The organism is Aurantimonas sp. NFXS3 (assembly GCF_049132005.1).
GTDB classification, from domain to species: domain Bacteria; phylum Pseudomonadota; class Alphaproteobacteria; order Rhizobiales; family Rhizobiaceae; genus Aurantimonas; species Aurantimonas coralicida.
The window spans coordinates 174666-200078 of record NZ_JAGDDZ010000005.1 but is presented as its reverse complement, the minus strand read 5'-3'; the positions used below and the strand labels follow the sequence as shown (position 1 = coordinate 200078).

Below are 25413 nucleotides of genomic sequence, written 5' to 3'. Positions count from 1 at the left end.
CGTCGGTCTTAGGAACCGCGTCGGTGCGTGCATGTTCGCCAGGACCCTGCGACGGGTGCAGCCGGCCGCTTGCAGGCGCGTCAGCGCCTTCGAGAGTGTCCTCGGCTGTTAACGGAGCGCGGCACAGCGCTTTCCGCCCGCCAAAAAAACTTCGGCCACGGACGAAAAAATCGTCCGTGGCCGAAGATGTGCCGGGAGCAGCCGCCGGATGGCGGCCGCCTGTTCGTCTGGATCAGGCGTCGAAGCGGCCCGAAGCGTGGGCCAGCATCGTGTAGACCTTGCCGGTGTCCGAGGTGAGGTAGGTCCGGCTGCGGGCATTGTCCGGGTCGCTCTTGGCGATGTCGGCCAGAAGCGTCTCGAAGTCGCCAATATAGCGATCGACCGCGGCACGGAACTCGGTGTCCCGCTGATATTTGCGCCGGATCTCGTCGAAGGTCTGCTGCCCCTTCATCGTGTAGAGGCGGCGGGTGAAGACGTTGCGCTCACCCTTGCGATAGCGCTCCCACAATTCGATCGACGCCTTGTGGTCGATCGCCCGGGCGATATCCACCGACAGCGAGTTCAGGGATTCCACCACATGGTCGGGCGAACGGCCTTCCGGCGCCGTCGGGTTGCGGTCCTGGCCCGCGGCAGGTGCCGCCGGCTGGACGGGAGCGTTGTCGTCCTCATCCTGCGACGCGCGGCGCAGAAGGTCGGAGACCCAACCGCCGGGCTCACTTGTTCCGCGATCGGCGGCTGGTTCGCTGCGCGCAGCGCTCGGTGCCGGTGCGGCAGGACGGGCCGGAGCACGCAGCGGTGCCGCGGGGGTGCGTTGCTGGGCCGGTGCCGGTGCGGGACGGGCCGGGGCCTCGCTCCGCGGCTCGGCGGCCGGCGCCTGCGCACGCGGCGGCGTGTCGTAGTTCGAGCCACGCAGATCATGCGCCAGATTGCCGTCGGTCATGAAGGACGCAGCGATCTGGTCTTCCACATCCTGCTCTTCCTCGGCGGTGAACACCGGAGCCTCGGGCTGGCGTGCCACGGCGGCCGCTGCCGACTGCCGCGGTGCGGACTGGCTGTAGCTCGGCGCCGCGGTCCTGGCCCGCGGCTCGGCGGGTGCCTGGCTCCGCTCGGGGCCACGGCTCGACACGTCGAAGGCACGGCCCGAATGTGAGACGACATCCGACAGGTCCCGCAGGGCGCGGATCTGGTCGGCGACAGCACGGCGCATGGCCTCGGTGCTCTCGCGCGCCTCGTCCGGCAGCTCGAACACGCCGCGCTTGATGTCGGCGCGCGCCGTTTCCAGCTCCTGGCGGATTTCCTCGGCAGTGCGACGGATCTCCGCGGTCGCGCCGTCGAAGCGCGCGCTGGCGTCCTCGATGACCGACTGGATTGCCTGACGCATGGCCTCGGCGGTGGCGCGGGAGCGCTCCTCGGTGGTCTGCAGCTGACGGTCCGCCTCGACCAGCGTTTCGCCCATCTCGGTCGACAGACGCGAGGAGATGAGGCGCGAACGCTGCTCGGTGCGATCGAACAGGCCGCCCATCAGTTCCTCGAAGGAATGGAGCAGCGAGCCGATCTCCTCGGAGCGCTTGACGAGACCTGCCGACAATTCCTCGATGCCGCCATGGCCGGCTTCGAGGGTCGCGCGGAGGTTGGCTTCGCCGGTCTCGATGAGGCGGACTGCCTCGCCGAGAACCGTTCCGTGATCCTGGAAGCGGTCGGCGATCGCCGAGACCTTGGAGAAGGCCGTCATGGACAGCTTGTCGAGACGTTCGACGTTGCTCTCCAGAAGGCGCGACGACAGCGAGATCGAGTTGGACGCTTCCTCCGTCTCCTGGCTGAAGCGGGCGCCGGATTCGCGCAGCGTTTGATCGATCGCGCCGAGGTTCTCGACGGCCTCGTCGACCAGCCCGCGCAGCGAGCCGCTGGTCTGGGACAGCCGGCCGACCAGCGAACCGATCTCCTGCTGCAGGCTGTCGCGGATGTCCGACACGGCGCCGACGGCGCTGGCGGTCTTCTCCTCGAAGCTGCCGATGATGTCGCCGGACGAGCGATTGAGGGTTTCCACCACTTCGCTCGCACGGCGGCCGAGGGCCGAGACCAGCGCCGCATTTTCGCTACGCAGCTTGTCGGACGCGTCGCGCGTCGTCGTCTCGATCATCCGGGCGAGTTCGGTGCCATTCTCGCCGAGGCGCTCGAATACCGGCCGAGCTTCCTCGTCGAGGATGCGGCTGATTTCGGCGCTGCGCGAGCTGAGCAGGGTCGCCAGGGTGCGGGTCCGCTCGTCGATATCCTCGCCCATGACACGGGCCCGGGCTGCGATGATGCGGTCGGCTTCGCCCATGCGGGTCGACAGGTCCTGGCCCAGCGAGCCGGCACTGTCGAGAAGCTCCTGGCGGGCCCGCTCGGTCTCGAGCTGGATCGCGGCGGAGATCGACGCGAACTGGGTGGCCAGTTCACCGCCCTGGGCGAGCATCAGCTCGCGGGCGCTCTCGGCATCGCGGCTGAGGGTCTGGGAGGCGTTGTCGACATCGCCGCGCAGCTGCGTTGCCACGGCGTAGACGCCGTCACGCATCGACTGCGAGGCATTGGCCAGCTCGTCGCGGATGAGGCGGGTCGCCTCTTCGAGTTCGCCGCGCAGGGCGTTGCTGGCCAGCATCTCCGAGAGCTGCGTCGTGACGCCGCCAAGCTCCTCGCTGAAGCGCTCGGCACGCTCTTCCAGGGTCGCGGCGACCCGTTCGGTTTCGCCGCGGATCTGGTAGGAGGCGCCCGAGAGGCGGCGGGTGAAGCCTTCGGTGTTCTCGCGCAGCGCCACTTCGGCCGCTTCGGTCATCTCGCGCATGCGCGCCGTGGCCGCCTCGACCTGCTCGGCGATCGCGCCGGCATCGGAGACGAAGCGCTGGCGGCTTTCGTCGCCGGCCGAGCGGATCTGCTCGCTGGCCTCGCCGAACTGGGCGGCGAAGTCGCGGGTGTTGCGCTCGAACTCGCTGGCGATGGTGGTGGTGATGCCGGAGAGGCTGTCGGCGAGCGCAACGCGCTGCCCCGCCAGGCTCTCGCGGACCTCTTCGGTCTCGCTGCGCAGGGTGCCCGAAATCTCGGTGATCGAGCGGGCGAGTTCCTCCGCTTCGGTGGCGAAGCGCGAACGCGACTGCTCCGACAGGGAGCGGATGACCTCGGCGGCGCCGCTGATGTTCTCGGCGATCCGGCCACCTTCGCCGACCAGCGTGGTGCTGGCCTCGGCTGCGCGGCCCGCCAGATCGTCGGCGAGGGATGCCAGCCGTTCGGCCAGACGATCGGCCTCGCCGGCAATGCGCAGACGGGCTTCCTCGCCGGAGGCCTGGAACAGGCGGTCGATGCCGGAGACGCTCTCGGCGATCTTCGCGGTCTCGCCTTCGAGGCCTTCGCGGGCCTGCCTGGCTTCGAGGCTCATGGCCGTGGTCGCCTCGGCGATCGCATGGCGCAGCGAGTCGGCGATCTTGGCCGTCGAGGTGTTGAGGGTGCGCTCGACATTGCCGAGGCCGCGCTCCAGTGCCGACGAGATGGCGTCGGAGCGCTGGTCGATGGCGCCGGTCAGGTTGCTGGAACCCGATTCCAGCGCGCTGAGCAGGTCGTCGCGGCGCGCTTCCAGCGAGGTCGAGACGTCGCCGACGCTCTGCTCGATGGCCCGGCGCACGTCGTCGGCCCGGTCGCCCAGGGTGGCCGAAGCCGAGCGTGCGGCCTCCTCGACGATCGAGGCGAGGCTGTCGCGCCGTTCTTCGAGGGCTGCCGACAGCCGCATGTCGGCTTCGAACAGCGCTTCGGTCATGCCGTTGACGCGCTCTTCGATCGCCGCGGCGATCGACGTGCGGCCGGCTTCGAATTCCTGGCTGATCCGCGCGGTGCGCTCGTCGAGGCCGTCGAGGATCGAGTTCTGCGAGCCGTCGACCATGCCGTGGATGGCGGCCATCCGCTCGTCGAGCCCGTCGATGAGGACGGTGCGGGCTTCCTCCAGCAATCCGCGCATGGCGGCGGTGCGAGCATCGAGGCCCTCGGTGACGCGCATGACGCGCTCGTTGACTTCCTCGTTCAGCGTGGAGGTGCGGCCGTCGAGTTCGCCGATCAGTCTGTCGCGGCCTTGCTCCATGACGGTGCGGATCCGGTCGAAGCGGCCGTCCAGGCTCTGGCCCAGCGACGCCTCGACGGATTCGGCTGCGCTGCGCAGATGGCTGGTGCGCTCTTCGAGCCCTTCCACGACCATCGACAGGGCATTCTCGATCGCGACGAGCTGTGCGCCGGCATTGATGGCGATGTCGTCGCCGAAGGACTGGGTCCGATCGGCCATTTCCTGGCGCAGGCGCTCGGTCTGGCTGTCGACGTCGCCGACGATCGCGGTGCGCGATTCCTCGACCACGTTGCGCAGGGCCTGAACCCGCTCGGAGAGGTCGTCCGCCACCTGGCGGACGGCGTCGTCGAACCCGCCGGTGATACCCGCGATGCGCTCGTCGAGCGCCGAGAGAAGGGCGCCGTGGGTTTCCTCCGACAGCGAGCGCAGGACGCTGGTGCGCTCGTCGAGCGTGGTGCGGATGGCGGCGTGGCGGTCGTCGAGACCGGCGAGCAGGGCATCCTGTGCGCTTGCCATCTGGGTCTGGTTGGCGGCGATGCGATCGGCGAGGCCGGCGGTCAAATTGCCGGTCCGGGCGTCGATGTCGCCGATCAGGCGGCCGCCCTGTTCCTCCAGCCCGCTGATGAAGCGGACGGATTCCGACTGCAGCGACTGGTGGAAGCGGCCGACCCGGTCGGCCAGAAGGCTGGCAATGGCGTCGATACGCTGGTCGAGCCCGTTGACCAGACCGTCACGGCTGTCGGCGACGAGGCTCTCGATGGCCTCGCGGCGCTCGTCGAGGAGACGGGCCATTTCGCGGGTCTTCTCGTCGACGCCCTCGGCCATGGCGCCCTGGGCGCTGCCGACGAGACTTTCCATCTTGGCGACGGTCGCCTCGATGGCCTGGGTGAGCGACGCACCGCGATCGTCCAGGCTGCCGATGAGGCTTTGCTGGGAGAAGGCGAAGGCGGCTTCGATGTCCTCGCTGTGGTCGGCGATGCTCTTCTCGATGGCGCCGACGCGTCCGTCGAGGGCGGCGCGCAGGCCTTCGGCGCTGCGTTCGACCATGGCCTCGATCTCCTCGCGGCGCTGCCCGAGCAGTTCCTCGAGGCGCGCGGCGGTCCGCTCGAGCGCGGCATCCATTTCGCCGGCCCGCGCCTGGATGTTCTCTACGCGGCTGTCGCTGGCGAGATCGAAGGCGAGAAGGCGATCGTCGAGCGTTCCGGCAAGCATGCCGGCGCGTTCGTCCATGATGGCGTTGAGGCCCGCAATGCGCTCGTCGAAGAGGGTGCGGAGCTGGCCGGTGCGCTCCTCCAGCGCCGACTGGCTCAGCGTCACGGCGTCGCCGGCGCGCATCGTCAGTTCGGTATGGCCGCGCTCGAAGGCGTCCATGATCTCGCGCGAGCGCTCGGCGAGGGCGCCGGCAAACTCCTGTGAACGTTCGGCCAGCACCTGCGAAACGCGGTCGGTCGACCGGTCGACGGCCTCGGCCCGCGCCTCGATGGTGGCAACGAGCGAGCCGCCGGTCTCGGTCAGCGTGTGATCGATCGCCGCGAGGCGGCTGTCGAGATCGCCGAGGGTGCGGCTGGACGTGTCGGACAGCATCCGCGCGGCCTGTTCCGTGCGCTCGCCGAGGCTCGATTCCAGCGTCTGCAGGAAGCGGCCGGATTCCTCTTCGAGCCGGTTGCGGCGGCTGTCGATGTCCTCCGTCAGGCTGGACAGGAAGAGACCGTTCTTCTCGCCGATCTCGCGCATGCGGGTCTCGAACGCCTCGTCGAGGCTCGCCAGGAAGGTCTGGCTGTCCATCGCGAGACCGAGCGAACGGTCGTCGAGAATGCTGGTGAGGTCGGCGAGGAACTTCTCGCTCTCGCCGGCGACCACTTCGCCGCGCGCCTTGAGCAGGCCGGTGACCGCATCGCCCGATGCGGACAGGCGGGCGGTGATGTCGTTGCCGACGTCGGACAGACGGCCGACGAAGCCGTTCGAGCGCTCGTCGATCTCGCGCAGGCGTTCCTCGAACGCGCCGTCGAGGCTGGACAGGAAGGTCTCGCCGTTCATGGCGATGCCGATGGCGCGGTCGTCGAGAACACCGGTGAGGTCGGCGAGGAACTTCTCGCTCTCGCCGGCGACCGCGTCGCCCTGCGCCTTGAGAAGGCCGGTGACCGCGTCGCCGGATGCGGAGAGGCGGGCGGTGATGTCGTTGCCGACGTCGGAGAGGCGGCCGACGAAGCCGTTGGAGCGTTCGTCGATCTCGCGCAGGCGTTCCTCGAACGCGCCGTCGAGGCTGGACAGGAAGGTCTCGCCATTCATGGCGATGCCGATGGCGCGGTCGTCGAGAACACCGGTGAGGTCGGCGAGGAACTTCTCGCTCTCGCCGGCGACCGCTTCGCCGCGGGCCTTGAGGAGACCAGTGACCGCGTCGCCCGATGCGGAGAGGCGGGCGGTGATGTCGTTGCCGACGTCGGACAGGCGACCGACGAAGCCGTTGGAGCGTTCGTCGATCTCGCGCAGGCGTTCCTCGAAGGCGCCGTCGAGGCTGGACAGGAAGGTCTCGCCATTCATGGCGATGCCGATGGCGCGGTCGTCGAGAACGCCGGTCAGATCGGTGAGGAATTTCTCGCTGTCACCCGCCAGCGTGTCGCCGCGCGTCTGCAGCAGGCCGGAGATCGCTTCGCCGGCGGCGGAGATACGCTCGATCAGATTGCGGCTGCGGTCGTCGAGATCGGCCGTGCGCAGTTCGATCAGCCGGGCAACCTCGTCGCCGCTCTCGCTCAGACGGCCGGTCGCGTCGTCGGCGCTCTTGGTGATACGCGCGATCAGGCTGTCGCTGTCCTTCGCCAGGCTTTCCCGTGCATTGCGGGTGTGCTCGTCCACCAGGCTGACGAACTCGTCGCTGCGCCGGGTGTAGTCGCGGGCGAGGGCGTCGCCGCGCTCGTCGAGCAGCGTGGTGAAGCGGCGGGAGGCGTCCTCGATCCGCGACAGGATATGGTCGGAGGCGCCATCGACATCCTCGACGAGACGCTGATGCGAACCGACGACGGCCGAGCGCAGGCGCTCGGCGTGGGACAGCATCGCGTCGCGCTCGGCGCCGAGATCGTTGACGAGGCCGCGGATCTTGGCCTCGTTGTCGGCATAGGCGCGCTCCAGCGAGCTCACCTCGTTGTGGACGACATTCTCCAGTTCGGCGGTGCGCGCCAGGGCGCGCTCAACGCCTTCGCCGAGGGCGGCGACCTCGCGGCGCACGGCCTGGCCGACGCTCATGACGCGCTCGGTGGCGATGGATTCCGGCTCGGCCAGTCGCAGGGCGACTTCCGCCATGGACCGGCTCATCAGGCGCATGTCGGCCGACCGGCGGACCATCACGACGAAGGCCATGATCAGCAGCACCGGAATGACCAGCACGGCGGCCATGACCGCCAGTTCCGACTGGCGGAACGGGTCGGCAATGCCATTCGACAGGGTCGCGATGTCCGAGCCGTAGAGGTCGTAGCTGATATAGCCGACGATGCCGACCCAGGCGGCCGAGACGGCGGCACCGATCCAGATTGGCAGCATCGACGCGCGACGGCTGAGAAGGGCGTCGGCCATCACCGAGGTGCGGCGCTCCTCGTCATTGGCCGCGGGCTGGGAATAGGCGCGGGGCGCTTCGCTCGGCTCGGGGCGGCGCTCGGCGGTTTCGGGGCGTGGCGCGGCCTGCGCGGCCGGATGTTCGCGCGCCGGAGCGGCGGCCGGGCTTGGCTGCGGCGACGGCGCTGCCTTCTGGCGCGGCACGTCGGCGGCAGGCTGGCGGGCCGGGCGCGATGCGGCCGGCGGTGCCTGGCGGGGCGTCGGGGCAGGGCTGCGCCGGGGCGCCGGGCGGGCCGTATGCGGCTCGTACTCGGTAGCGGTGCGCGGAGCCTGCTCCTCGGTCGGTGTGTCGAACGCGACGAAATCGGCCAGCGAGGCGCGGCGCACACCCGTCGCGGGCCTGGCCTCGGCGCTCTCGGTCCTCAGCTCGCCCGCGGTCTCGCTGATCTGCCGTTCGAAATCATCGAAGGAGAACTCGACATCGGTGCGGTCGGCGGCGGAGGGTTGGTCGAGCTGTCCCGAAGCGACTGTCGCGCCATCGTCGGAGCCGGCCTCGAAATCCTCACGCAGCGCTTCCTCGATCTCGTTGACCGTATCGTCTGAAAGCTGGTCGATGGATTTGGTCTGGGACATTTCCGTCGCGCCTCAATACTCGTTACTCTGGACCCGCTCGGCATATGGGCCACCGAAGCGGCGACAGGTTTTCAGGCCTCGCCGAATTCGGACGCAGTCAACCGTCAACGCCCGGCCAGAGGCCATCGGACAGTTTCGCACGATTGATGCTAGTTAGCGACCGCGTCGAAAGAAACCGTAAAAGGGCCCGATCCCTACAAGTTTAAACATAAGGTTAACGATAAACCGAAATTCGCGCCGGGCCCGCTGGAGTCCAATTCTAGGCCGACATGGCACATCTGCAACGCTTTGGGGCAGGTTCCGGTCAGCGCGCTTAACGCTTCCTCCATTCCGGCGGCGGATGATCGAAGCTGCGTCCAGGACGGAGCTCTATATATGAGCTCCGGACCGCATCGCTCGATTGTTCGGATGGTCCCATGGTCTCGCTTGCGCATTCACTTCCCGACGACGCCTTCACCCCGGCAGGCGAGGGCGCACTGCGCTCCCCCTCCGGTCAGCGGCCCATCGATCTGGTGCATCTCGCCCGGCAGACGGCCGGCGATCGCAGCCTGGAGCAGGAGGTGCTCGGGCTGTTCGTGCGGCACCTGCAGCTGGTCGGTGTCCGGCTGGAGACCGCCGGCGGGCTGGAGCTGCGGCAGATCGCCCATACGCTGAAGGGAGCGTGCCGCAATGTCGGGGCGTTTCCGCTGGCCGACGCCGCCGAGGCGAGCGAGCGATCGGGCTTCGACGCGGCCAGTCTGGCGGCGCTTCGGGCCGAAGTGGACGAGACGCTCGGCTTCGTCACGGGCCTCGCACGATAGGTCGGCGGCGTCTCTTCGAGAGGCGCCGCGGCACCGCGACCGGTTGACTTCCGACCCGTGCGAACTCTAACCAAGCGCGACCATCAGCGGCGGCGCGGGCCATGCCGTTGGCCCTTGCCACGACGCGCCCGCCGCCGACCCGACCCCGCAAGCCGAAAGCCTCATTCATGCCCAAGCTCGTTTTCCTCACCCCGGAGGGTGAACGCTTCGAGATCGATGCGCCGAACGGCACCACCGCCATGGAGAACGCGGTCAAGCACGACGTGCCCGGCATCGAGGCCGAATGCGGCGGTGCCTGCGCCTGTGCCACCTGCCATGTCTATGTCGACGAGGCCTGGACGGCGAAGACCGGCGAGCCGGAGCCGATGGAAGAAGACATGCTGGACTTCGCCTACGAACCGCAGCCGAATTCCCGTCTCTCCTGCCAGATCAAGATGCGCGACGAACTGGACGGTCTCGTCCTGACGGTCCCGGCACAGCAGGCCTGATCACGATTTTTTACGGCATTGCGGCCGGTGCGCCGGACGCGGCCGCATGTTCAGACACGATAAGGGCTCGCGGCTTCGTGGTCGCGGGCCCTTATCGTGATCGCTTGTCCGAACCTGGTTGAGCCGGTCCGGCGTGCGATCAGCGCCGGTAGTCCGACACGGCCCGGCTCAGCGCGCGGCGCAGGCGGAAATTGACCTCGCGCCCCTCGATGGTGTCGAACTCGACCTGGGCCCGCTCGTGGCCGGCGAGATAGCGCTGGGTCACCTGGTTCACCAAGGCTTCCATCCGGGCGCAACTCGGCTCTGGCCGCAAATTGCGCAGCGCCATCTCCATGCGTTTCAGCCAGCTCTTGGCGATGTCCGCATGATGCTTCTCATGGCGCTCGATATCCGATTCCAGCGTTCGCCAGATCAGGATCGTCTCCGGCGCGACACCGCGGGGCGGCGCCCATTTCGGCAGAAGCATGTTGAGCGTCAGCTTCACATTGGCCATGTCGACGGCGCAGCCTTCCGCGACGCGCTTGTAGGTGACGTGCCCATCGAACTTCACCTCCGTTGCGCCGGGATGGCGTAGCCCGGTTTCGGCGACGAAGGGACCGCGGCGATTGAGATCGCGGTCGAGCTCCGCCAACGTCGTACCGCGGATGGCGAAGTAGCGAGTTGTCTCGTCCAGCGTCTCAGCCGTTGCCGACGCGCCCGCAAGGACGGCAAGGCCGGCCAGCAGCAAGATTGCCCTACGCGTCATCTCTTCCTCACCATGTCGAAGGTCGCCGTCCGTCCACGCTAACCGTTTGGCGCGGCGACACAAGTCTCTTGCCTGCGGGAGGTGCCGCGACGGATGCACGCCGGTCGTTCCGTCCGGGAGGTTGACAATCTGGAACAAACGAGAACATATCAGGAACACAGAACATAGGAGGAACATCATGCTCGATATCGCCAAGGACCTGTTGTCGCTCGCCGTCGTGTCCGGTTTCGTGTTCAGTCTCAGCCTTCTCGTTCATGTGGTGTAGCCGCCGCTTTCCTGTGCACCGTTGCGGGTCGGCGGTTCCCTCCGGCGGCCACTCGGCCTAGTCGTTGGGTTGCCTTGATGGATGATGGCCGGCGGCCAGCGCCGGGAGGCGGAGCCGGCCGCGGCGGATGGCCGGCTCGGGAATGATGGAGCAACAGCATGGCGTCGGATACCAAACCCAAATTCGTCCATCTGCGGGTCCACAGCGCCTTCTCACTGCTCGAAGGCGCGCTGAAGCTCGACCAGATCATCAAGTTCGCGAAGGGTGACGACGCGCCGGCGATCGGCATCTGCGACACCAACAATCTGTTCGGCGCCCTGGAGTTTTCCGAGAAGGCGTCGAAGGCCGGCATCCAGCCGATCACCGGCTGCCAGATCGACGTCGAGTTCTCCGATTGCGAGGAGAGCCGGGGCGGGCGCCGCGAACGGAGCCTGTCCTCGATCGCGCCGCTGGTGCTGATCGCGGCGACGGAAGCCGGCTACGCCAATCTCGTGGAGATCGTCTCGCTCGCCTATCTCGGGCATGCCGACAATCCGCGCCCGCATGTGCTGTTCGAATGGCTGGAAACGCGGTCCGAGGGAATCATCGCCCTGACCGGTGGCCCGCTCGGCCCGATCGGCTCGGCGATCGCGGCGGACCGGTCCGATCTCGCCCGCAGCCGCATGGAGCGGATGGTGCCGGTCTTCGGCGACCGGCTCTATGTCGAGCTGCAACGCCACGAGGGGCGCAGCCGCAAGGTCGAGGCCGACACGCTGCAACTCGCCTACGACATGGCGCTGCCGCTGGTGGCGACGAACGAACCCTTCTTCCTGAAGGCCGACGATTTCGAAGCCCATGACGCCCTGATCGCCGTCGCCAGCAACCGTCTGGTCAGCCAGGAGGACCGGCGCCGCCTGTCGCGCGATCACAGCCTGAAGTCCCAGAACGAGATGTCGGTGCTGTTCGCCGACCTGCCGGAAGCCCTGCACAACACGGTCGAGATCGCCCAGCGCTGCAGCTACCGGCCACGGACCCGTGCGCCGATCCTGCCGCGCTTTGCCGGCGCCGATGCCGACGCGGCCGAGGCCGAGGCGGCCGAGGTTGCCGAATTGCGGCGCCAGGCCATCGAGGGGCTGGAGGCGCGGCTTGCCGCGCACGGGCTGGCACCCGGAGAGACCGCCGAGAGCTACCGTGAGCGGCTGGAATTCGAGCTGTCGATCATCGAGCGGATGAAGTTCCCGGGCTACTTCCTGATCGTTGCCGACTTCATCAAATGGGCCAAGGCGCAGGGCATTCCCGTCGGCCCCGGCCGTGGTTCGGGCGCCGGCTCGCTGGTCGCCTATGCGCTGACGGTCACCGACCTCGATCCGCTGCGCTTCTCACTGCTGTTCGAGCGCTTCCTCAATCCCGAACGCGTGTCGATGCCCGACTTCGACATCGACTTCTGCCAGGACCGGCGCGAGGAGGTGATCCGATACGTCCAGGAGAAATACGGGCGCGAGCAGGTCGGCCAGATCATCACCTTCGGAACGCTGCAGGCGCGCGCCGTGCTGCGCGACGTCGGCCGCGTTCTCGAAATGTCCTACGGCCAGGTCGACAAGCTCTGCAAGCTGGTGCCGCAGAACCCGGCCAATCCGGTGACGCTGGCGCAGGCCCTGGTCGAAGAGCCCCGCCTGCAGGAGGCGCGCGAGAAGGAAGAGATCGTCGACCGGCTGATCTCGATCGCGCTGAAGCTCGAAGGGCTCTACCGCCACGCCTCGACCCATGCGGCGGGTATCGTGATCGGCGACCGGCCACTGTCGCAGCTCGTGCCGATGTACCGCGATCCGCGCTCGGACATGCCGGTCACCCAGTTCAACATGAAATGGGTCGAGCCGGCCGGTCTGGTGAAATTCGACTTCCTCGGCCTGAAAACCCTGACGGTGCTGCAGAAGGCGGTCGAGCTGATCGCCCGCACCGGGCCGACCATCGATCTGTCGGCCATCCCGCTGGACGACGCCAGGACCTACGAGATGATGACCCGCGGCGAGACCGTGGGCGTGTTCCAGGTGGAATCGGTCGGCATGCGCAAGGCGCTGATCGGCATGCGCCCGGACCGGTTCGAGGACATCATCGCGCTGGTGGCGCTCTATCGGCCAGGTCCGATGGAGAACATTCCGACCTACAATGCGCGCAAGCACGGCGAGGAAGAGCCGGACTTCATCCACGACAAGATCGCGCCGATCCTGAAGGAGACCCAGGGCGTCATCATCTACCAGGAACAGGTGATGCAGATCGCCCAGGTCCTGTCAGGATACTCGCTCGGCGAAGCCGATCTCCTGCGCCGCGCAATGGGCAAGAAGATCCGCGCCGAGATGGACAAGCAGCGCGTCCGCTTCGTCGAGGGCGCGGTCGCCAACGGCCTCGACAAGGCCCAGTCGAACATGATCTTCGACCTTCTGGCGAAGTTCGCCGACTACGGCTTCAACAAGAGCCACGCCGCCGCCTACGCGCTGGTCGCCTACCAGACGGCCTATTTGAAGGCGAACCACCCGGTCGAGTTCCTCGCCGCGTCGATGACGCTGGACGCCGGTAATACGGAAAAGCTCAACGATTTCCGCATGGACGCCATGCGGCTGGGCATCAAGATCGTGCCGCCGTCGGTGCAGACCTCGTTCCGGCAGTTCGAGGTGGGCGAGAACAAGATTTTCTACGCGCTGGCCGCCATCAAGGGCGTCGGCGAGCAGGCGGTCGACCACATCGTGGCGACGCGCGGCGACGGCAGCTTCCAGTCGCTCGAGGACTTCTGCGCCCGCATCGACCCGAAGATCGTCAACAAGCGGACGCTCGAATTCCTCATCGCCGCCGGCGCGCTGGATTGTTTCGGCCACGAGCGGGCGCTGCTGTGCGCCAATATTGACCTGATGGCGTCCTATGCCCTGCGCGTGCACGAAGGCCGCACATCCGGCCAGCACGACATGTTCGGCGGCGCCGGCAGCGAGCCCGAGCCGCTGCATCTCAATCCCGCGCAGCTCTGGACCTCGTCGGAAAAGCTGCTGCGCGAATTCCAGGCGATCGGCTTCTATCTCTCGGCGCATCCGCTGGACGAGTACAAGACGACGCTGAAGCGTCTGCGGGTGCAGACCCATGCGGAGGTGATCCATGCGGTCAAGCGCGGCGCCACGGCCGGCAAGCTGGCCGGCACGGTGACCTCCCGCCAGGAGCGCAAGACCCGGAGCGGCGGCAAGCTCGGCATTATCCAGTTGTCCGATCCGAGCGGCCAGTACGAGGTCGTCCTGTTCTCCGAAGCGCTCTATGCCTTTCGCGACCAGCTCGAGCCGGGGTCTTCGGTGATCGTCGGCGTGTCGGCCGAGGAGCGGCCGGAGGGGGTCTCGTTCCGCGTCCAGTCGGTGCAGTCGCTGGAGGACGAGGCCGTGCGCATGCAGAAGGCGCTGCGCGTGTTCATGCGGGACGCCAACCCGCTGCAGGCCTTCAGGAGCCAGTTGCGCGCCGACGGCGACAGCGAGATTTCGCTGGTTCTGGTCCGCGACGGCGGCGAGCGGGAGGTGGAGATCACGCTGCCGGGCCGCTACCGGGTATCGCCGCAGATGGCGAGTGTGGTGAAGGCGGCGCCCGGCGTCCTCGACGTCGAGCTTCTGTAGGCGAGGGCGGATACGGGCCCCGCCCGCCGCGGCCTTGGCGGCCGGAACTGGTGGGGTAATGACGCGGATCGCGATCGTCGGGGATCGCGACGGTCAGTACGCGCAGTGGCGTTTCGCCGCTGCGCGGTGGACGAAGCCGGGCGGACCCCTCAGGCGACGGCGCCGAGAATCTCGTCGATGATGATGCTCGCCTCCTGCCAGTTGGTCGCGGCGCGGGCGCCGGTCGGCAGGGCCGGCAGATACTGGCGGAAGACGTCGTTGGCCATGAGGTGGAGGAGATGGGTATCGGGTGCGCTCTTGCGGACCAAGGCGAGATTGGGCGGCAGATCATCGACGAAGATGCTGGTGCCGCGCCAGCGCTCGCGCAGTTCGGTAACGACGGCGCCCTTGGAGCGCTCGGTGGCGATCATCGGATAGGCGAGGCCCTCCCGGTCGAGAAGGGCGCGGCGGACATCGTAGTAGCTCGGCGTCATGGCCGTGAGGAACAGGATGTCGGTGCGGCGGGCCAGTTGGTGCAGCGTGTCGGACACGCCGGCGACGGGACGCTGGCGGGTTTCCTGCTCTTCGTAGAGTCGGACGGTCAGCTGGTCGAGTTCGTGGCCGGTGAGCGCGGTCCCGGTCGAGATCGAGCGTACATTGCCGGTCAGCTTGAAGCTTTCCGGGTGGAGGCGCGCGCCGTGTTCCTCCAGCAGGGCCCCGAAGGGCGCGATGAACTCCAGCACCACCTCGTCGATGTCGAGGATCAACAGCGAATCGCTTCGCTGCTCGAGACTGGCGATGGCCGGGCCTGCGGTAACGAGCGGACGGCTCATTCGGTCGACTCGCCCGGACCGGCGAGCGCCTGCCGCGCGGCCACGACGCGGGCCGGATCGATCTTGGCATCCTCAGCGAAGGCGATCAGCGTCGGCTCGTGGCCGAGAATGAAGTCGAAGACGCCGAGCAGAAAGCCGGACGAGGCGGCCACCTGGCGAATCGCGCCGATCTCTATGCCGGTCAGGGCGAGGAACCGGTCGAAGAGCTTCGGGTCGGCGGCAAGGAAGGAGAGGGCCGTGACCGCGAGTGTCTCGGCCGCGGCCCGGTCCATTGCAGGCGCTCGCGCGCCGTTCCGCAACCTTTTGTTATCGTTAAGAGATGGCAACCTGTCCATTCCCACTTCTTAAATCAAATCCGAGTAGAAGAGGCCATCGATAGCCGAAGCATGAGGGCTGGTCGAGGCAAGGAGTGCCGTCAATGGCGAAAACCGTGATGATCGTCGAGGACAACGAGCTGAACATGAAGCTCTTCCGCGACCTGGTCGAGGCGCACGGCTATCGGACGGTCCAGACCCGCAGCGGGCTGACCGCCACGGAGCTGGCCCGCGAACATCGACCCGACCTGATCCTGATGGACATCCAGCTGCCGGAGATCTCCGGGCTGGACGTGACTCGTCAGCTCAAGGAGGACCCCGAGCTGTTCCGCATCCCCGTGATCGCCGTCACCGCCTTCGCGATGAAGGGCGACGAGGAACGGATCCGCCAGGGGGGCTGCGAAGCCTATATTTCCAAGCCGATCTCCGTGACCAAGTTCATCGAGACGATCCGCTCGTTTCTCGGCGACGCCTGAGGAGTTGTCATGACCGCACGGATCCTGATCGTCGACGACCTCGAGATCAATCTCCGGGTCCTGGAAGCGCGCCTGACGGCCGAATATTACGACGTGGTGACCGCCACCAGCGGGGCCGCCGCGCTGGAGATCTGCCGCAACCAGAGCATCGACCTCGTTCTTCTCGATGTGATGATGCCAGAGATGGACGGTTTCGAGGTGTGCCGGCTGATGAAAAACGATCCGGAGATGATGCATCTTCCGATCGTCCTGATCACGGCGCTGGACCAGCCCTCCGATCGTGTGGCGGGGCTGGAGGCCGGCGCCGACGATTTTCTGACCAAGCCTGTGCGTGACCTGCCGCTGTTTTCGCGCGTGCGCAGCCTGACGCGGCTGAAGCTGACCACCGACGAACTGCGCCGGCGCGCCGAGACCGCGGCCAGCCTGGTGAGCCAGGACGATGCGCGCGGCGGCGGCTTTCCGCCATCGACGCGGCTGGCCCTGTTCGCCGACAACGCCGACGAGGTGCGTCGCCTGCAGAAGCACCTCAAGGGAATCGCGACCGTCGAGGTCACCGACGATCCGGCGGCGATCCTGGCAGCGGCCACCGCCGGCCAGGTGGACGTCGTCCTCGTCGATCTGGCGGCCAGCGCGGGCGATCCGTTGCGGCTCGTCTCGCAGTTCCGATCCAATGCGGCGACCCGGCATCTGCCGGTCATCGGCATTGCGGCCGCCGGCGACGATGTCGGTGCGGCCAAGGCGCTGGAGCTCGGCGCCAACGACTATCTGCAGCGGCCGCTCGACCGCAACGAGCTGGTCGCGCGCATTCGCACGCAGCTGCGCCGTCGCCGCTATGACGATTGCCTGCGCCGCTCCGTCGAGGAAACCCTCGCCATGGCGCTGTCCGATCCGCTGACAGGGCTGCACAACCGGCGCTTCATGGAGACGCATCTGGACAAGGCGGTCGTGCGGGCGCGGGAGACCGGGATCAGCTTTTCCGTGCTGATGGCGGATATCGACCATTTCAAGCGCATCAATGACGGCTGGGGCCATGCGGCCGGAGACCTCGTGCTCAAGGACTTTGCCCGGCGGCTCAGCGGCTGCCTGCGGGCCAGCGATCTCGCCTGCCGGTTCGGTGGCGAAGAATTCGCCGTGCTGATGATCGGCGCCGACGAGACCACCGCAATGGCGGTGGCCGACCGCATCCGCCGGAGCGTGTGCGACATGCCGTTCCAGATAGCCGGTGAACTTCTCACGGTGACGGTCAGCGAAGGACTCGCGGTCTTCGACGCAGGGCGGGACAATGCCGCCACGCTGATCGAGCGGGCCGACCAGGCGCTGTACGAAGCCAAGCGCGACGGGCGAAACCGGGTCGGGCTGGCGAAAGCCGCCTGAGTCGGGCCTCCGCAGCGCTTTGCGGCGAGGCCTGACGCTCCACGAAGCGCCGCGTACGCACGCATCTTAACCATTGTTTAAAACTTCATGCGCGGTGAGCACGTGACATCGTTGCATTTGGCGAGGTTCTGCGCGAACCTGCCTTTACACCGAAGGTCAAGGGGTTAACCCGGCATCTTCGCAGTTACCCCATGGAATGCTCAGGTCCGCCGCATCTCCTGGGTCCCGTGGGGCGGTCGGTCGGTCTAGTGCAATGGCGGTTTCCTCGTACCGTCGCACGAAGACCGGCCGGCCACTTTCGTGTCCGACCAGGGACCGTCTCTCTTCATCTGAAAAATCTTGCGTCGTGCGCTGCGCGCGACCGGGTCGCGCGGGTCGATGATGTTCGCAGACTGTCTCGGACTCAGGCGGCGATCTCGGTTTCGCCGATGATGATCCGGTCGCGGCCGAGCTGCTTGGCGCGGTAGAGCGAGGCGTCGGCGGCGGCGATGAGCGCGTCGGGCGTGACGGAGCGATCGCTGCGGCACGCCGCGCCGATGCTCAGCGAGACCCAGGGCGGGCAGGCCGGGCAGGGATGCTCGATCGCTGCCCGCTTCAGCGCCGCGAGGATTCGCCGGGCAACCGCAAGGGCGATCTGCATGTCGGCATGGGGCAGGATCACGGCGAATTCCTCGCCGCCGTAACGGGCCACGAGATCGCATTCCTGCCGGGTCTCCGAGACGATGAGATCGGCGATGCGCCGCAGGCATTCGTCGCCGCGCTGATGGCCGAGGGCATCGTTGTAGGGCTTGAAGTGATCGATATCGATCATCAGCAGCGACAGATGCGCCGGGTGCTGCCATTCGGCGGCCAGCCGCTGGTCGAACATGCGGCGATTGGCGACGCCGGTCAGCCCGTCCTGGCTGGCGAGGGTCTCGAGCGCCGTCTGGGCTTCCTTCTGGGAGGTGATGTCGCGCAGGGTTTCGACGACGGCGATCAGCGAGCCGCTGGGCGAATAGATCGGACCGGCGTCGATCGCCAGATAGCGGCGGGCGCCGCATTGCGGCAGGACGCACCAGTTCTCCGCGGACAGCGCGCCGTGCTGGTAGGTCTCGCTGCGATTGGCCAAATAGAGTTCGTCGACCAGATCGTCCTCGCCATTGAGGACCAGATCGGCGAGGCACGGGCGAGCGCTCTCGTAGAAGCCGCTCCAGTGCAGTTTGGTCCCGATCACCTCCGCGGCGCGCACGCCGGTCAGCCGCTCACAGGCGCGATTCCAGATCGTGACATGTCCGCTGGCATCCAGGACGAAGGTGGGAACAACTAGGTGTTCCATCAACTGGACGGCGAACCCTTGCTCGCGATACTCCAACATAATGATCTACACCGATTTTTCGTGCCCCTGAAACTTCCGTAAAGTGAAGATAGTGGCCCTTTCCTAACGACCGGTAACCAACTTGGTCGAATATAAAGATTCCTGACGAATTAATTGTTCTGCACAATACTTTTGCAATGCAGCAAGTCTGCGGTCTGCCATGTTGCAGGCAAAATGCTGCCCTTGTCTCGCCATCCGCTTGAATTTGAAGCAAAATTGAAAGAAACGCCGCCGGTTTTCGTGGCTGTTCTCTTTGCCGGGCTGGGGATGGTTGGCGTTGTCGCAACCCATTGACAGGGCAGGCGGTTCGCACGCGGTACTTGCAGCCGCGATTGTTGCTCCGTGTCAGTTGCGGGCCGGCGGCCGTCGCAGGATCTGGTCGAGGCTTTGCAGAAAGCGGGAGCGGTCGGCATTGGTGAAGGAGGCGTTGTAGCCCTTGCTCTCGCCGGTCTCCCGCAGATGCTGCTTGAAGGCGCGCATCGACAGCGCCGTGCCGATCGACTCGGGCGTGAATTCGCGGCCGGTCGGCCCGAGGGCCGCGGCGTTCTTCTCCAAAGCCCGCGCCGCAAGCGGAATGTCGGCGGTGACGACGACGTCGCCGGCCTCGATCGCCTCTACGATCCAGTCGTCCGCCGCGTCGGGGCCCTCGGGCACCGTCACGATCCGCGCGTCGGGATAGCGGGACGGGCGCATGCCGCCATTCGACACCAGCACGGCTTCGGCGCCGTAGCGCCCGGCGACCTCGATGGCTTCGTCCTTGACCGGACAGGCGTCGGCGTCGATCAGAACCTTGATCATCGGGACAGGGATCCGCGGGAGGACATGGGCGCCGCGTGGCAGAGACTCGGTCGGCGCATCGAAGTAGCGAGTATCGTCATGCGGATGCGCTTGCCATGGCGGTTTCCAGCCGGGCGATCTCGCGGTCCAGCACATCGCGCCGGGCGCGCAGATTGTCGAGCCGGGCGGCCACGCCGTTCTCGTCGAGATCGACGGTGTCGGGAACCTCGCCATAGCCGCCGAGCAGCCAGGCCGGGCTGACGCCGAGAATGCCGGACAGGGTGATCAGGCGGTTGGCCCGCGGCTCGGACCGGTCGCGCTCCCAACCGCGCATGGTCTCCGGCTTCACGCCGAGGCGCGCCGCGAGTTCGGCGGTGGTGATGCCCAGCGATTCGCGGCCGCGCTGAATGCGCCCGCCCATCGTATCGCCATCCATCTGCATGATATCCGTCATCGGGCCCTTGCTTCCTTCCTGGCGCGGTTCGCATCCGGACCCGTCGCGGCGCTGCCGGCCGCAGGCGAGGTCCGCGGCGCGGACGGGCATGCGGCTTGCAGTCGGACGGCCCAGAGGTCAAAACGGACGCGATTGCAGGATGCACGATCTGTTCCGGAGTAGCACCCCATCATGTTCAAGAAGATTCTGGTCGCCAATCGCGGTGAGATCGCCTGCCGGGTCATCAAGACGGCAAGGGCGATGAACATCGCCACCGTGGCGGTCTATTCCGATGCGGACCGCCGTGCCGTCCATGTGGCGATGGCCGACGAGGCCGTGCATGTGGGCCCGTCGCCTGCCGGCGAGAGCTATCTCGTCGCCGAGAAGATCCTGGAGGCCTGCCGCGCCACCGGCGCCGAAGCGGTGCATCCGGGCTACGGCTTCCTGTCGGAGCGGGCCAGCTTCTGCGAACTCCTCGAGGAGAACGGCATCGTCTTCATCGGCCCCAAGCCGAGGGCGATCCGGGCGATGGGCGACAAGATCGAATCGAAGCTCTTCGCCGAGAAGGCCGGCGTGAACATCGTCCCCGGCCATCTGGGGATCATCGAGGACCCGGCTGAGGCGGTGCGGATTGCCGGCGAGATCGGCTACCCGGTGATGATCAAGGCGTCTGCCGGTGGCGGCGGCAAGGGCATGCGGATTGCCTGGAACGACGCGGAATGCCGCGATGGATTCGACCGGGCACGATCGGAGGCGAGTTCCTCCTTCGGCGACGACCGGGTGTTCATCGAGAAGTTCATCGTCGATCCGCGCCATATCGAAATCCAGGTGCTGGCGGATTCGCACGGCAACGCGATCCATCTGGGTGAGCGGGAATGCTCGATCCAGCGGCGCAACCAGAAGGTCGTGGAGGAGGCGCCGTCGCCCTATCTCGACGCCGAGACGCGGCGCGCCATGGGCGAACAGGCGGTCGCACTGGCCCAGGCCGTCGATTACCAGAGCGCCGGCACGGTGGAGTTCATCGTCGATGCCGAGCGCAATTTCTACTTCCTCGAGATGAACACCCGGCTGCAGGTCGAGCATCCGGTGACCGAGCTCGTCACCGGCATCGACCTCGTCGAGCAGATGATCCGCGTTGCGGCGGGCGAGACGCTGCAGATCGCGCAGGACGCGGTGCGGCTTGAGGGCTGGGCCGTCGAGAGCCGGATCTACGCCGAAGACCCGTTCCGCGGCTTCCTGCCGTCGATCGGGCGTCTGGCCCGCTACCGGCCGCCGCAGGAGGGGCCGCTCGGCGACGCCACCGTGCGCAACGATACCGGCGTCACCGAGGGCTCGGAGATCGCCATGTTCTACGACCCGATGATCGCCAAGCTCTGTACCCACGCGGCGACGCGCGAGGCGGCGATCGACGCGATGAGCGTCGCGCTGTCGCGTTTCGAGATCGAGGGTATCGAACACAACATTCCGTTTCTCGCGGCGCTGATGGAGCATCCGCGCTGGCGCGAGGGCCGGCTGTCGACGGCCTTCATCGCCGAGGAATATCCCGATGGCTTCGCGCGGCCGACCCCTTCAGCGGAAACGCTTCGCCGGGCCGCGCTGGTGGCCACCACCATCGAGATGGCCCGCAAGGCCCGGCTCGACCGGCATATCGACCGCCTGCGCGTCCATTCCGGCGCAATCCAGCGGGACTGGGTCGCCAAGATCGACGGCAAGTATCTGGCGGTGACCGTCGTGCCGGAGGCCGGCACCGCGGGCGGCCCGGTGCAGTACCGCATGAGCGTCGATGGCGCCGAATGCGTGCTCGCGACCGGCTACGAGCCGGGCCAGTCGCCCTGGTTCGGGACGCTCGACGGCGAGGAACTCGCCGCACAGGTGCGTTCGCGCGAGAACGTGACGGCGATCTTCGTCGACGGCTTGTGGGTCGAGGCCAAGGTTCTGTCCCCGGCCATTGCCGAGCTCGACCGGCTGATGCCGGAGAAGACGCCGCCGGACACCTCGAAGATGCTGCTCTGCCCGATGCCGGGCCTCGTCGTCTCGATCGCGGTTTCAGAGGGGCAGGAGGTCAAGGCCGGTGAGACGCTGGCCGTCGTCGAGGCGATGAAGATGGAGAACATCCTGCGGGCCGAGCGCGACGCGACGGTGACCAAGCTCAACGCCAAGCCGGGCGACAGCCTCGCCGTCGACGCGGTGATCATGGAGTTCGAATAGGGCTGGCTTGCCGGCCGGATCCGCAAGCACTGACGAGGCGTCGATGAAATCCGTTCACTTGACCGTCGCCGGAAGGGTTCAGGGCGTCGGCTACCGCGCCTGGTGCCGCGACGAGGCGGTGCGGCGTGGCCTGTCCGGCTGGGTGCGCAACCGTGCGTCCGGCGACGTCGAGGCCGTCATCGCTGGCGAGCCCGCGATCGTTGACGACATGCTCGCTGCGCTGTGGACGGGGCCGTCCAGCGCGTCCGTGTCGGCGGTCGATGTTGCGGAGAGCGATGAGGTGCCGGACGGAGAATTCGCTGTGCGCGCGACGGCGTAGGGCGGGGGCGTACGAACGTATTCTCGTGATCCGGCAGGATGTTGTCGCTTGCTTGTATCCGTCGGTGCAGCGGGACCGGTTTGGCATGGGTCCTCGGGTCAAGCCCGAGGATGACGACCTTGATATAGGGTTTCGCCAATCACCGTGCGCCGCGTTTGATCGGTCTCTTCGAAGCAGTTGGGTGCTGTAGCAGGGATCGGGCCGAAGGCATGCTCGCTCGTCGGCATGGCCACCCGGCTCGCGACACATGCGCGTGTCGGAGACGGTGTCAGTGCGGGCTCGTTCCTATCCTCTACCGCGTCCGCTCCGACGTCCCTGTCACCCGCGGCCTGTGCGTGTGGGCGATCCCCACGCCACCGCGCGTCATCCTCGGGCTTGACCCGAGGACCCATGCCTCGACATCGCAACGCGTGTCCGGTGGCGGTGTGCCGCACGCCTGTCCGGGGCCGACATGCCGCGACCCAAAGGCGGCCCCCCGCTTGGCAGTAAGCGGCGGAAACAGGCCCGATGCCTCGTGCCGCCTACAGCCGCGCGTCCGCCGTGTCCCCGAACACGGCCTCGAACTGCGCCCGCAGCATGGTGTCGACCTTGGGCATGGACACCAGGATACCGAGATCGGCGAGGCTGGTGATGCCGTGGCCGCGAATGCCGCAGGGCACGATGCCGGTGAAATGGTCGAGGTCAGGATCGACGTTCAGCGAGATGCCGTGGAAGGTCACCCAGCGGCGCACCCGGATACCGATGGCGGCGATCTTGTCCTCGGCGATCGTGCCGTCGGCGGCCCGCGCGCGCTCGGGCCGTTGCACCCAGACGCCGACGCGGTCCTCGCGGCGCTCGCCGCGGACCTGAAAGCCGTCGAGCGTGCCAATGATCCAGGCCTCCAGTGCGGCGACGAAAGCGCGGACGTCCTCGCGGCGGCGCTTCAGGTCGAGCAGCACATAGGCCACCCGCTGGCCGGGGCCGTGATAGGTGTATTCCCCGCCGCGCCCGGCCTTGAAAACGGGAAACCGCCGGGCATCGACGAGATCGTCGTCCCGGGCGCCGGTGCCCGCCGTATAGAGCGGCGGATGCTCGACCAGGAGCACGGTCTCGGGCGCCGTGCCGGCGGCGATCTCCGCCACCCGGCGTTCCATCATCTGCAGCGCCTCCGGATAGGGCAGAAGACCGTCGACGACGCGCCATTCGACCGGGTCCGACCCCGCCTTGGCGGCAAATCGTTCGGTGACGGTGGCAAGGCGGGGGATCGCCGGCGCGGCTTCGGAAGACGTCGTCATGGCTGCTATGTAGCGGCTCGGGGAGGGCGCGAAAAGCAGGCCCGGGGCGGCGGCGTGCGATGATCCGACAAATGCCGGCGTCGCGATTGGAAAAGCCCTTGTGCGGTTCCGCGACTCTTGTTACATGCCCGCCACCGACGGCATTACCGGCCCTCGGTTACACGGCGTGCGGTCGTGGCGGAATTGGTAGACGCGCAGCGTTGAGGTCGCTGTGGGGCAACCCGTGGAAGTTCGAGTCTTCTCGACCGCACCAGCCTTCTTTCGACAATCGGACAGTCATGCGGCCTTGCCGCCCCGGTCTGCGGCACCCTCGGTCGCGACCTGACGACTGGCATCGATTGCGACATTCGTCGGAATGCCTGCCGCGGGCGGCTTCCGAATGACGGACATTTCCTCTAGACGCGTCTCGACCGTCCCTGCCGACGGGTTTCTCTGGTAACCCCAAGAATCGGAGGGTGCATGGCTGACACACAGCTTACAAGCGATGTGCCCGAGGCCGAAGCACTGTCGGGCATCTACGATGAGGGCGGCTTCGTCGACGGTGCTTTTCTCGAGCGCATCGAAGCGGCGATCGACGGCGAGAATCCCGCCTATCTGCGCGAGGAAGTCGGTCGGCTGCACGAATCCGAGCTCGGCGACCTTCTCGAAGCGCTCGACAACGACGCCCGGCAGTCGCTCGTCCGGCTCATGGGCGACGAGTTCGACTACACCGCGCTCACCGAGGTGGACGAGGCGATCCGCCTGTCCATTGTCGACGCGATGCCGAACGCGCAGGTCGCCGAGGCGCTGCGCGAGCTGGATTCCGACGACGCCGTCTACATCCTTGAGGACCTGGACGAGGAGGACCGCAAGGAAATCCTCGACCGGCTGCCGTTTCGCGAACGCATCCGGCTGCGGCGCTCGCTCGAATATCCCGAGGAATCGGCCGGCCGGCGCATGCAGACGGAATTCGTCGCGGTGCCGCCGTTCTGGACCGTCGGCCAGACCATCGACTACATGCGCGACGAGGAGGAGCTTCCCGAATCCTTCGCGCAGATCTTCGTCATCGATCCCAGCTTCAAGCTGCAGGGTGCCGTCGATCTCGACCGCATCCTGCGCGCCAAGCGGCCGGAGAAGATCGAAGACATCATGCACGAGACGCGGCATGCGATCCCGGCCGAGATGGACCAGGAAGAAGCCGCCCAAATCATCGAGCAGTACGATCTTCTGTCGGCCGCGGTCGTCGACGAGAACGAGCGTCTCGTCGGCATCCTGACCATCGACGACGTCATCGACATCCTGCAACAGGAGGCCGACGAGGACATCAAGCGCCTCGGCGGTGTCGGCGACGAAGAGATTTCCGATACGGTGCTGACGGCGGCGCGGTCGCGCTTCTCCTGGCTGCTGATCAACCTGGCGACGGCGATCCTGGCGTCCTGCGTCATCGGCCTGTTCGACGCCACGATCGAGCAGATGGTGGCGCTGGCGATCCTGATGCCCATCGTCGCCTCGATGGGCGGCAATGCCGGCACCCAGACCATGACGGTCGCGGTGCGTGCGCTCGCGGCGCGCGACATCGACCTCTACAATGCCGGCCGGATCATCCGGCGCGAGGCGCTGGTGGGGCTCCTCAACGGCGTGCTGTTCGCCCTGATCATCGGGCTCGTCGCCGCCGTCTGGTTCGAAAGCGCCGGGCTCGGCGGGGTGATCGCGGTCGCCATGGTGGTCAACATGATGGCCGCAGCGCTCGCCGGCATCCTGATTCCGCTGATTCTCGACCGGTTCGGCGCCGATCCGGCAATCGCGTCTGGTACCTTCGTGACCACCGTCACAGACGTGGTGGGCTTTTTCGCCTTTCTTGGGCTGGCCGCCTTCTGGTTCGGCCTCGGCTGACGTCAGAGATGCCCCCGGTCAG

16 protein-coding genes and 1 tRNA gene are annotated in these 25413 nt (G+C 67.2%); 9 read left to right on the top strand and 8 right to left on the bottom strand.

The window, feature by feature from the left end; translation table 11 throughout:
* Positions 1 to 232: 232 nt before the first annotated feature.
* The gene (locus J3367_RS15310; RefSeq protein ID WP_421461547.1) at positions 233 to 8260 is read right to left on the bottom strand and encodes a hypothetical protein; all 8028 of its coding nucleotides are present in this window, start codon (positions 8258 to 8260) and stop codon (positions 233 to 235) included.
* A gap of 416 nt (positions 8261 to 8676) precedes the next feature.
* Between J3367_RS15310 and J3367_RS15305 the strand changes: the two genes are divergently transcribed.
* Both J3367_RS15305 and J3367_RS15300 read left to right on the top strand, forming a co-directional pair.
* Positions 8677 to 9060 carry an Hpt domain-containing protein gene (locus J3367_RS15305; RefSeq protein ID WP_024350569.1) on the top strand — a complete coding sequence of 128 codons (384 nt, stop codon included), beginning with the start codon at positions 8677 to 8679 and terminating at the stop codon, positions 9058 to 9060.
* A 167-nt stretch (positions 9061 to 9227) separates the two neighbouring features.
* Positions 9228 to 9548, top strand: coding sequence for a 2Fe-2S iron-sulfur cluster-binding protein (locus J3367_RS15300; RefSeq protein ID WP_024350570.1), 321 nt, complete (start codon positions 9228 to 9230; stop codon positions 9546 to 9548).
* Positions 9549 to 9687: 139 nt separating this feature from the next.
* Here the strand turns inward: J3367_RS15300 and J3367_RS15295 are convergent, their stop codons facing one another.
* On the bottom strand, positions 9688 to 10293 hold the full coding sequence (locus tag J3367_RS15295; protein WP_024350571.1) for a DUF922 domain-containing Zn-dependent protease: 606 nt from the start codon (positions 10291 to 10293) through the stop codon (positions 9688 to 9690).
* 423 nt (positions 10294 to 10716) lie between these two features.
* Here J3367_RS15295 and dnaE point away from each other — a divergent pair, with 423 nt between their 5' ends.
* Complete coding sequence (gene dnaE / locus J3367_RS15290; protein ID WP_024350572.1) at positions 10717 to 14178, top strand: DNA polymerase III subunit alpha; 3462 nt, start codon at positions 10717 to 10719, stop codon at positions 14176 to 14178.
* 149 nt (positions 14179 to 14327) lie between these two features.
* On the opposite strand, the gene J3367_RS15285 is transcribed toward dnaE, so the two are convergent.
* Positions 14328 to 14990, bottom strand: coding sequence for a hypothetical protein (locus J3367_RS15285; protein WP_051141580.1), 663 nt, complete (start codon positions 14988 to 14990; stop codon positions 14328 to 14330).
* A complete protein-coding gene (locus J3367_RS15280; protein WP_029703099.1) occupies positions 14987 to 15262 on the bottom strand; it encodes a DUF3572 domain-containing protein in 276 nt (91 codons plus the stop codon). Before J3367_RS15280 ends, J3367_RS15285 begins: the two co-directional genes overlap by 4 nt.
* Positions 15263 to 15408: 146 nt before the next feature.
* Between J3367_RS15280 and J3367_RS15275 the strand changes: the two genes are divergently transcribed.
* Together J3367_RS15275 and J3367_RS15270 are read left to right on the top strand one after the other, a co-directional pair.
* The gene (locus J3367_RS15275) at positions 15409 to 15780 is read left to right on the top strand and encodes a response regulator (RefSeq protein WP_024350574.1); all 372 of its coding nucleotides are present in this window, start codon (positions 15409 to 15411) and stop codon (positions 15778 to 15780) included.
* Positions 15781 to 15789: 9 nt separating this feature from the next.
* Positions 15790 to 17154 carry a PleD family two-component system response regulator gene (locus tag J3367_RS15270; RefSeq protein ID WP_024350575.1) on the top strand — a complete coding sequence of 455 codons (1365 nt, stop codon included), beginning with the start codon at positions 15790 to 15792 and terminating at the stop codon, positions 17152 to 17154.
* A 403-nt stretch (positions 17155 to 17557) separates the two neighbouring features.
* On the opposite strand, the gene J3367_RS15265 is transcribed toward J3367_RS15270, so the two are convergent.
* The 3 genes from J3367_RS15265 to J3367_RS15255 all read right to left on the bottom strand — a co-directional run bounded on the left by J3367_RS15265 (position 17558) and on the right by J3367_RS15255 (position 19739).
* Positions 17558 to 18469 (bottom strand): sensor domain-containing diguanylate cyclase, encoded by a 912-nt coding sequence (locus J3367_RS15265; RefSeq protein WP_244877509.1) that lies wholly within the window; start codon positions 18467 to 18469, stop codon positions 17558 to 17560.
* A gap of 384 nt (positions 18470 to 18853) precedes the next feature.
* Positions 18854 to 19306 (bottom strand): YaiI/YqxD family protein, encoded by a 453-nt coding sequence (locus tag J3367_RS15260; protein WP_029703101.1) that lies wholly within the window; start codon positions 19304 to 19306, stop codon positions 18854 to 18856.
* 76 nt (positions 19307 to 19382) lie between these two features.
* A complete protein-coding gene (locus J3367_RS15255; RefSeq protein ID WP_024350578.1) occupies positions 19383 to 19739 on the bottom strand; it encodes a helix-turn-helix domain-containing protein in 357 nt (118 codons plus the stop codon).
* A 171-nt stretch (positions 19740 to 19910) separates the two neighbouring features.
* On the opposite strand from J3367_RS15255, the gene J3367_RS15250 reads away from it, so the two are divergent.
* The gene (locus J3367_RS15250) at positions 19911 to 21926 is read left to right on the top strand and encodes an acetyl-CoA carboxylase biotin carboxylase subunit (RefSeq protein WP_024350579.1); all 2016 of its coding nucleotides are present in this window, start codon (positions 19911 to 19913) and stop codon (positions 21924 to 21926) included.
* A gap of 43 nt (positions 21927 to 21969) precedes the next feature.
* Positions 21970 to 22245 carry an acylphosphatase gene (locus tag J3367_RS15245; protein ID WP_024350580.1) on the top strand — a complete coding sequence of 92 codons (276 nt, stop codon included), beginning with the start codon at positions 21970 to 21972 and terminating at the stop codon, positions 22243 to 22245.
* Between the two features lie 521 nt (positions 22246 to 22766).
* Here J3367_RS15245 and lipB read toward each other — a convergent pair.
* Complete coding sequence (gene lipB / locus J3367_RS15240) at positions 22767 to 23519, bottom strand: lipoyl(octanoyl) transferase LipB (RefSeq protein ID WP_024350581.1); 753 nt, start codon at positions 23517 to 23519, stop codon at positions 22767 to 22769.
* 168 nt (positions 23520 to 23687) lie between these two features.
* On the opposite strand from lipB, the gene J3367_RS15235 reads away from it, so the two are divergent.
* Both J3367_RS15235 and mgtE read left to right on the top strand, forming a co-directional pair.
* Positions 23688 to 23772, top strand: a tRNA-Leu gene (locus J3367_RS15235).
* A 206-nt stretch (positions 23773 to 23978) separates the two neighbouring features.
* Complete coding sequence (gene mgtE / locus J3367_RS15230) at positions 23979 to 25391, top strand: magnesium transporter (RefSeq protein ID WP_024350582.1); 1413 nt, start codon at positions 23979 to 23981, stop codon at positions 25389 to 25391.
* Positions 25392 to 25413 lie beyond the last annotated feature (22 nt).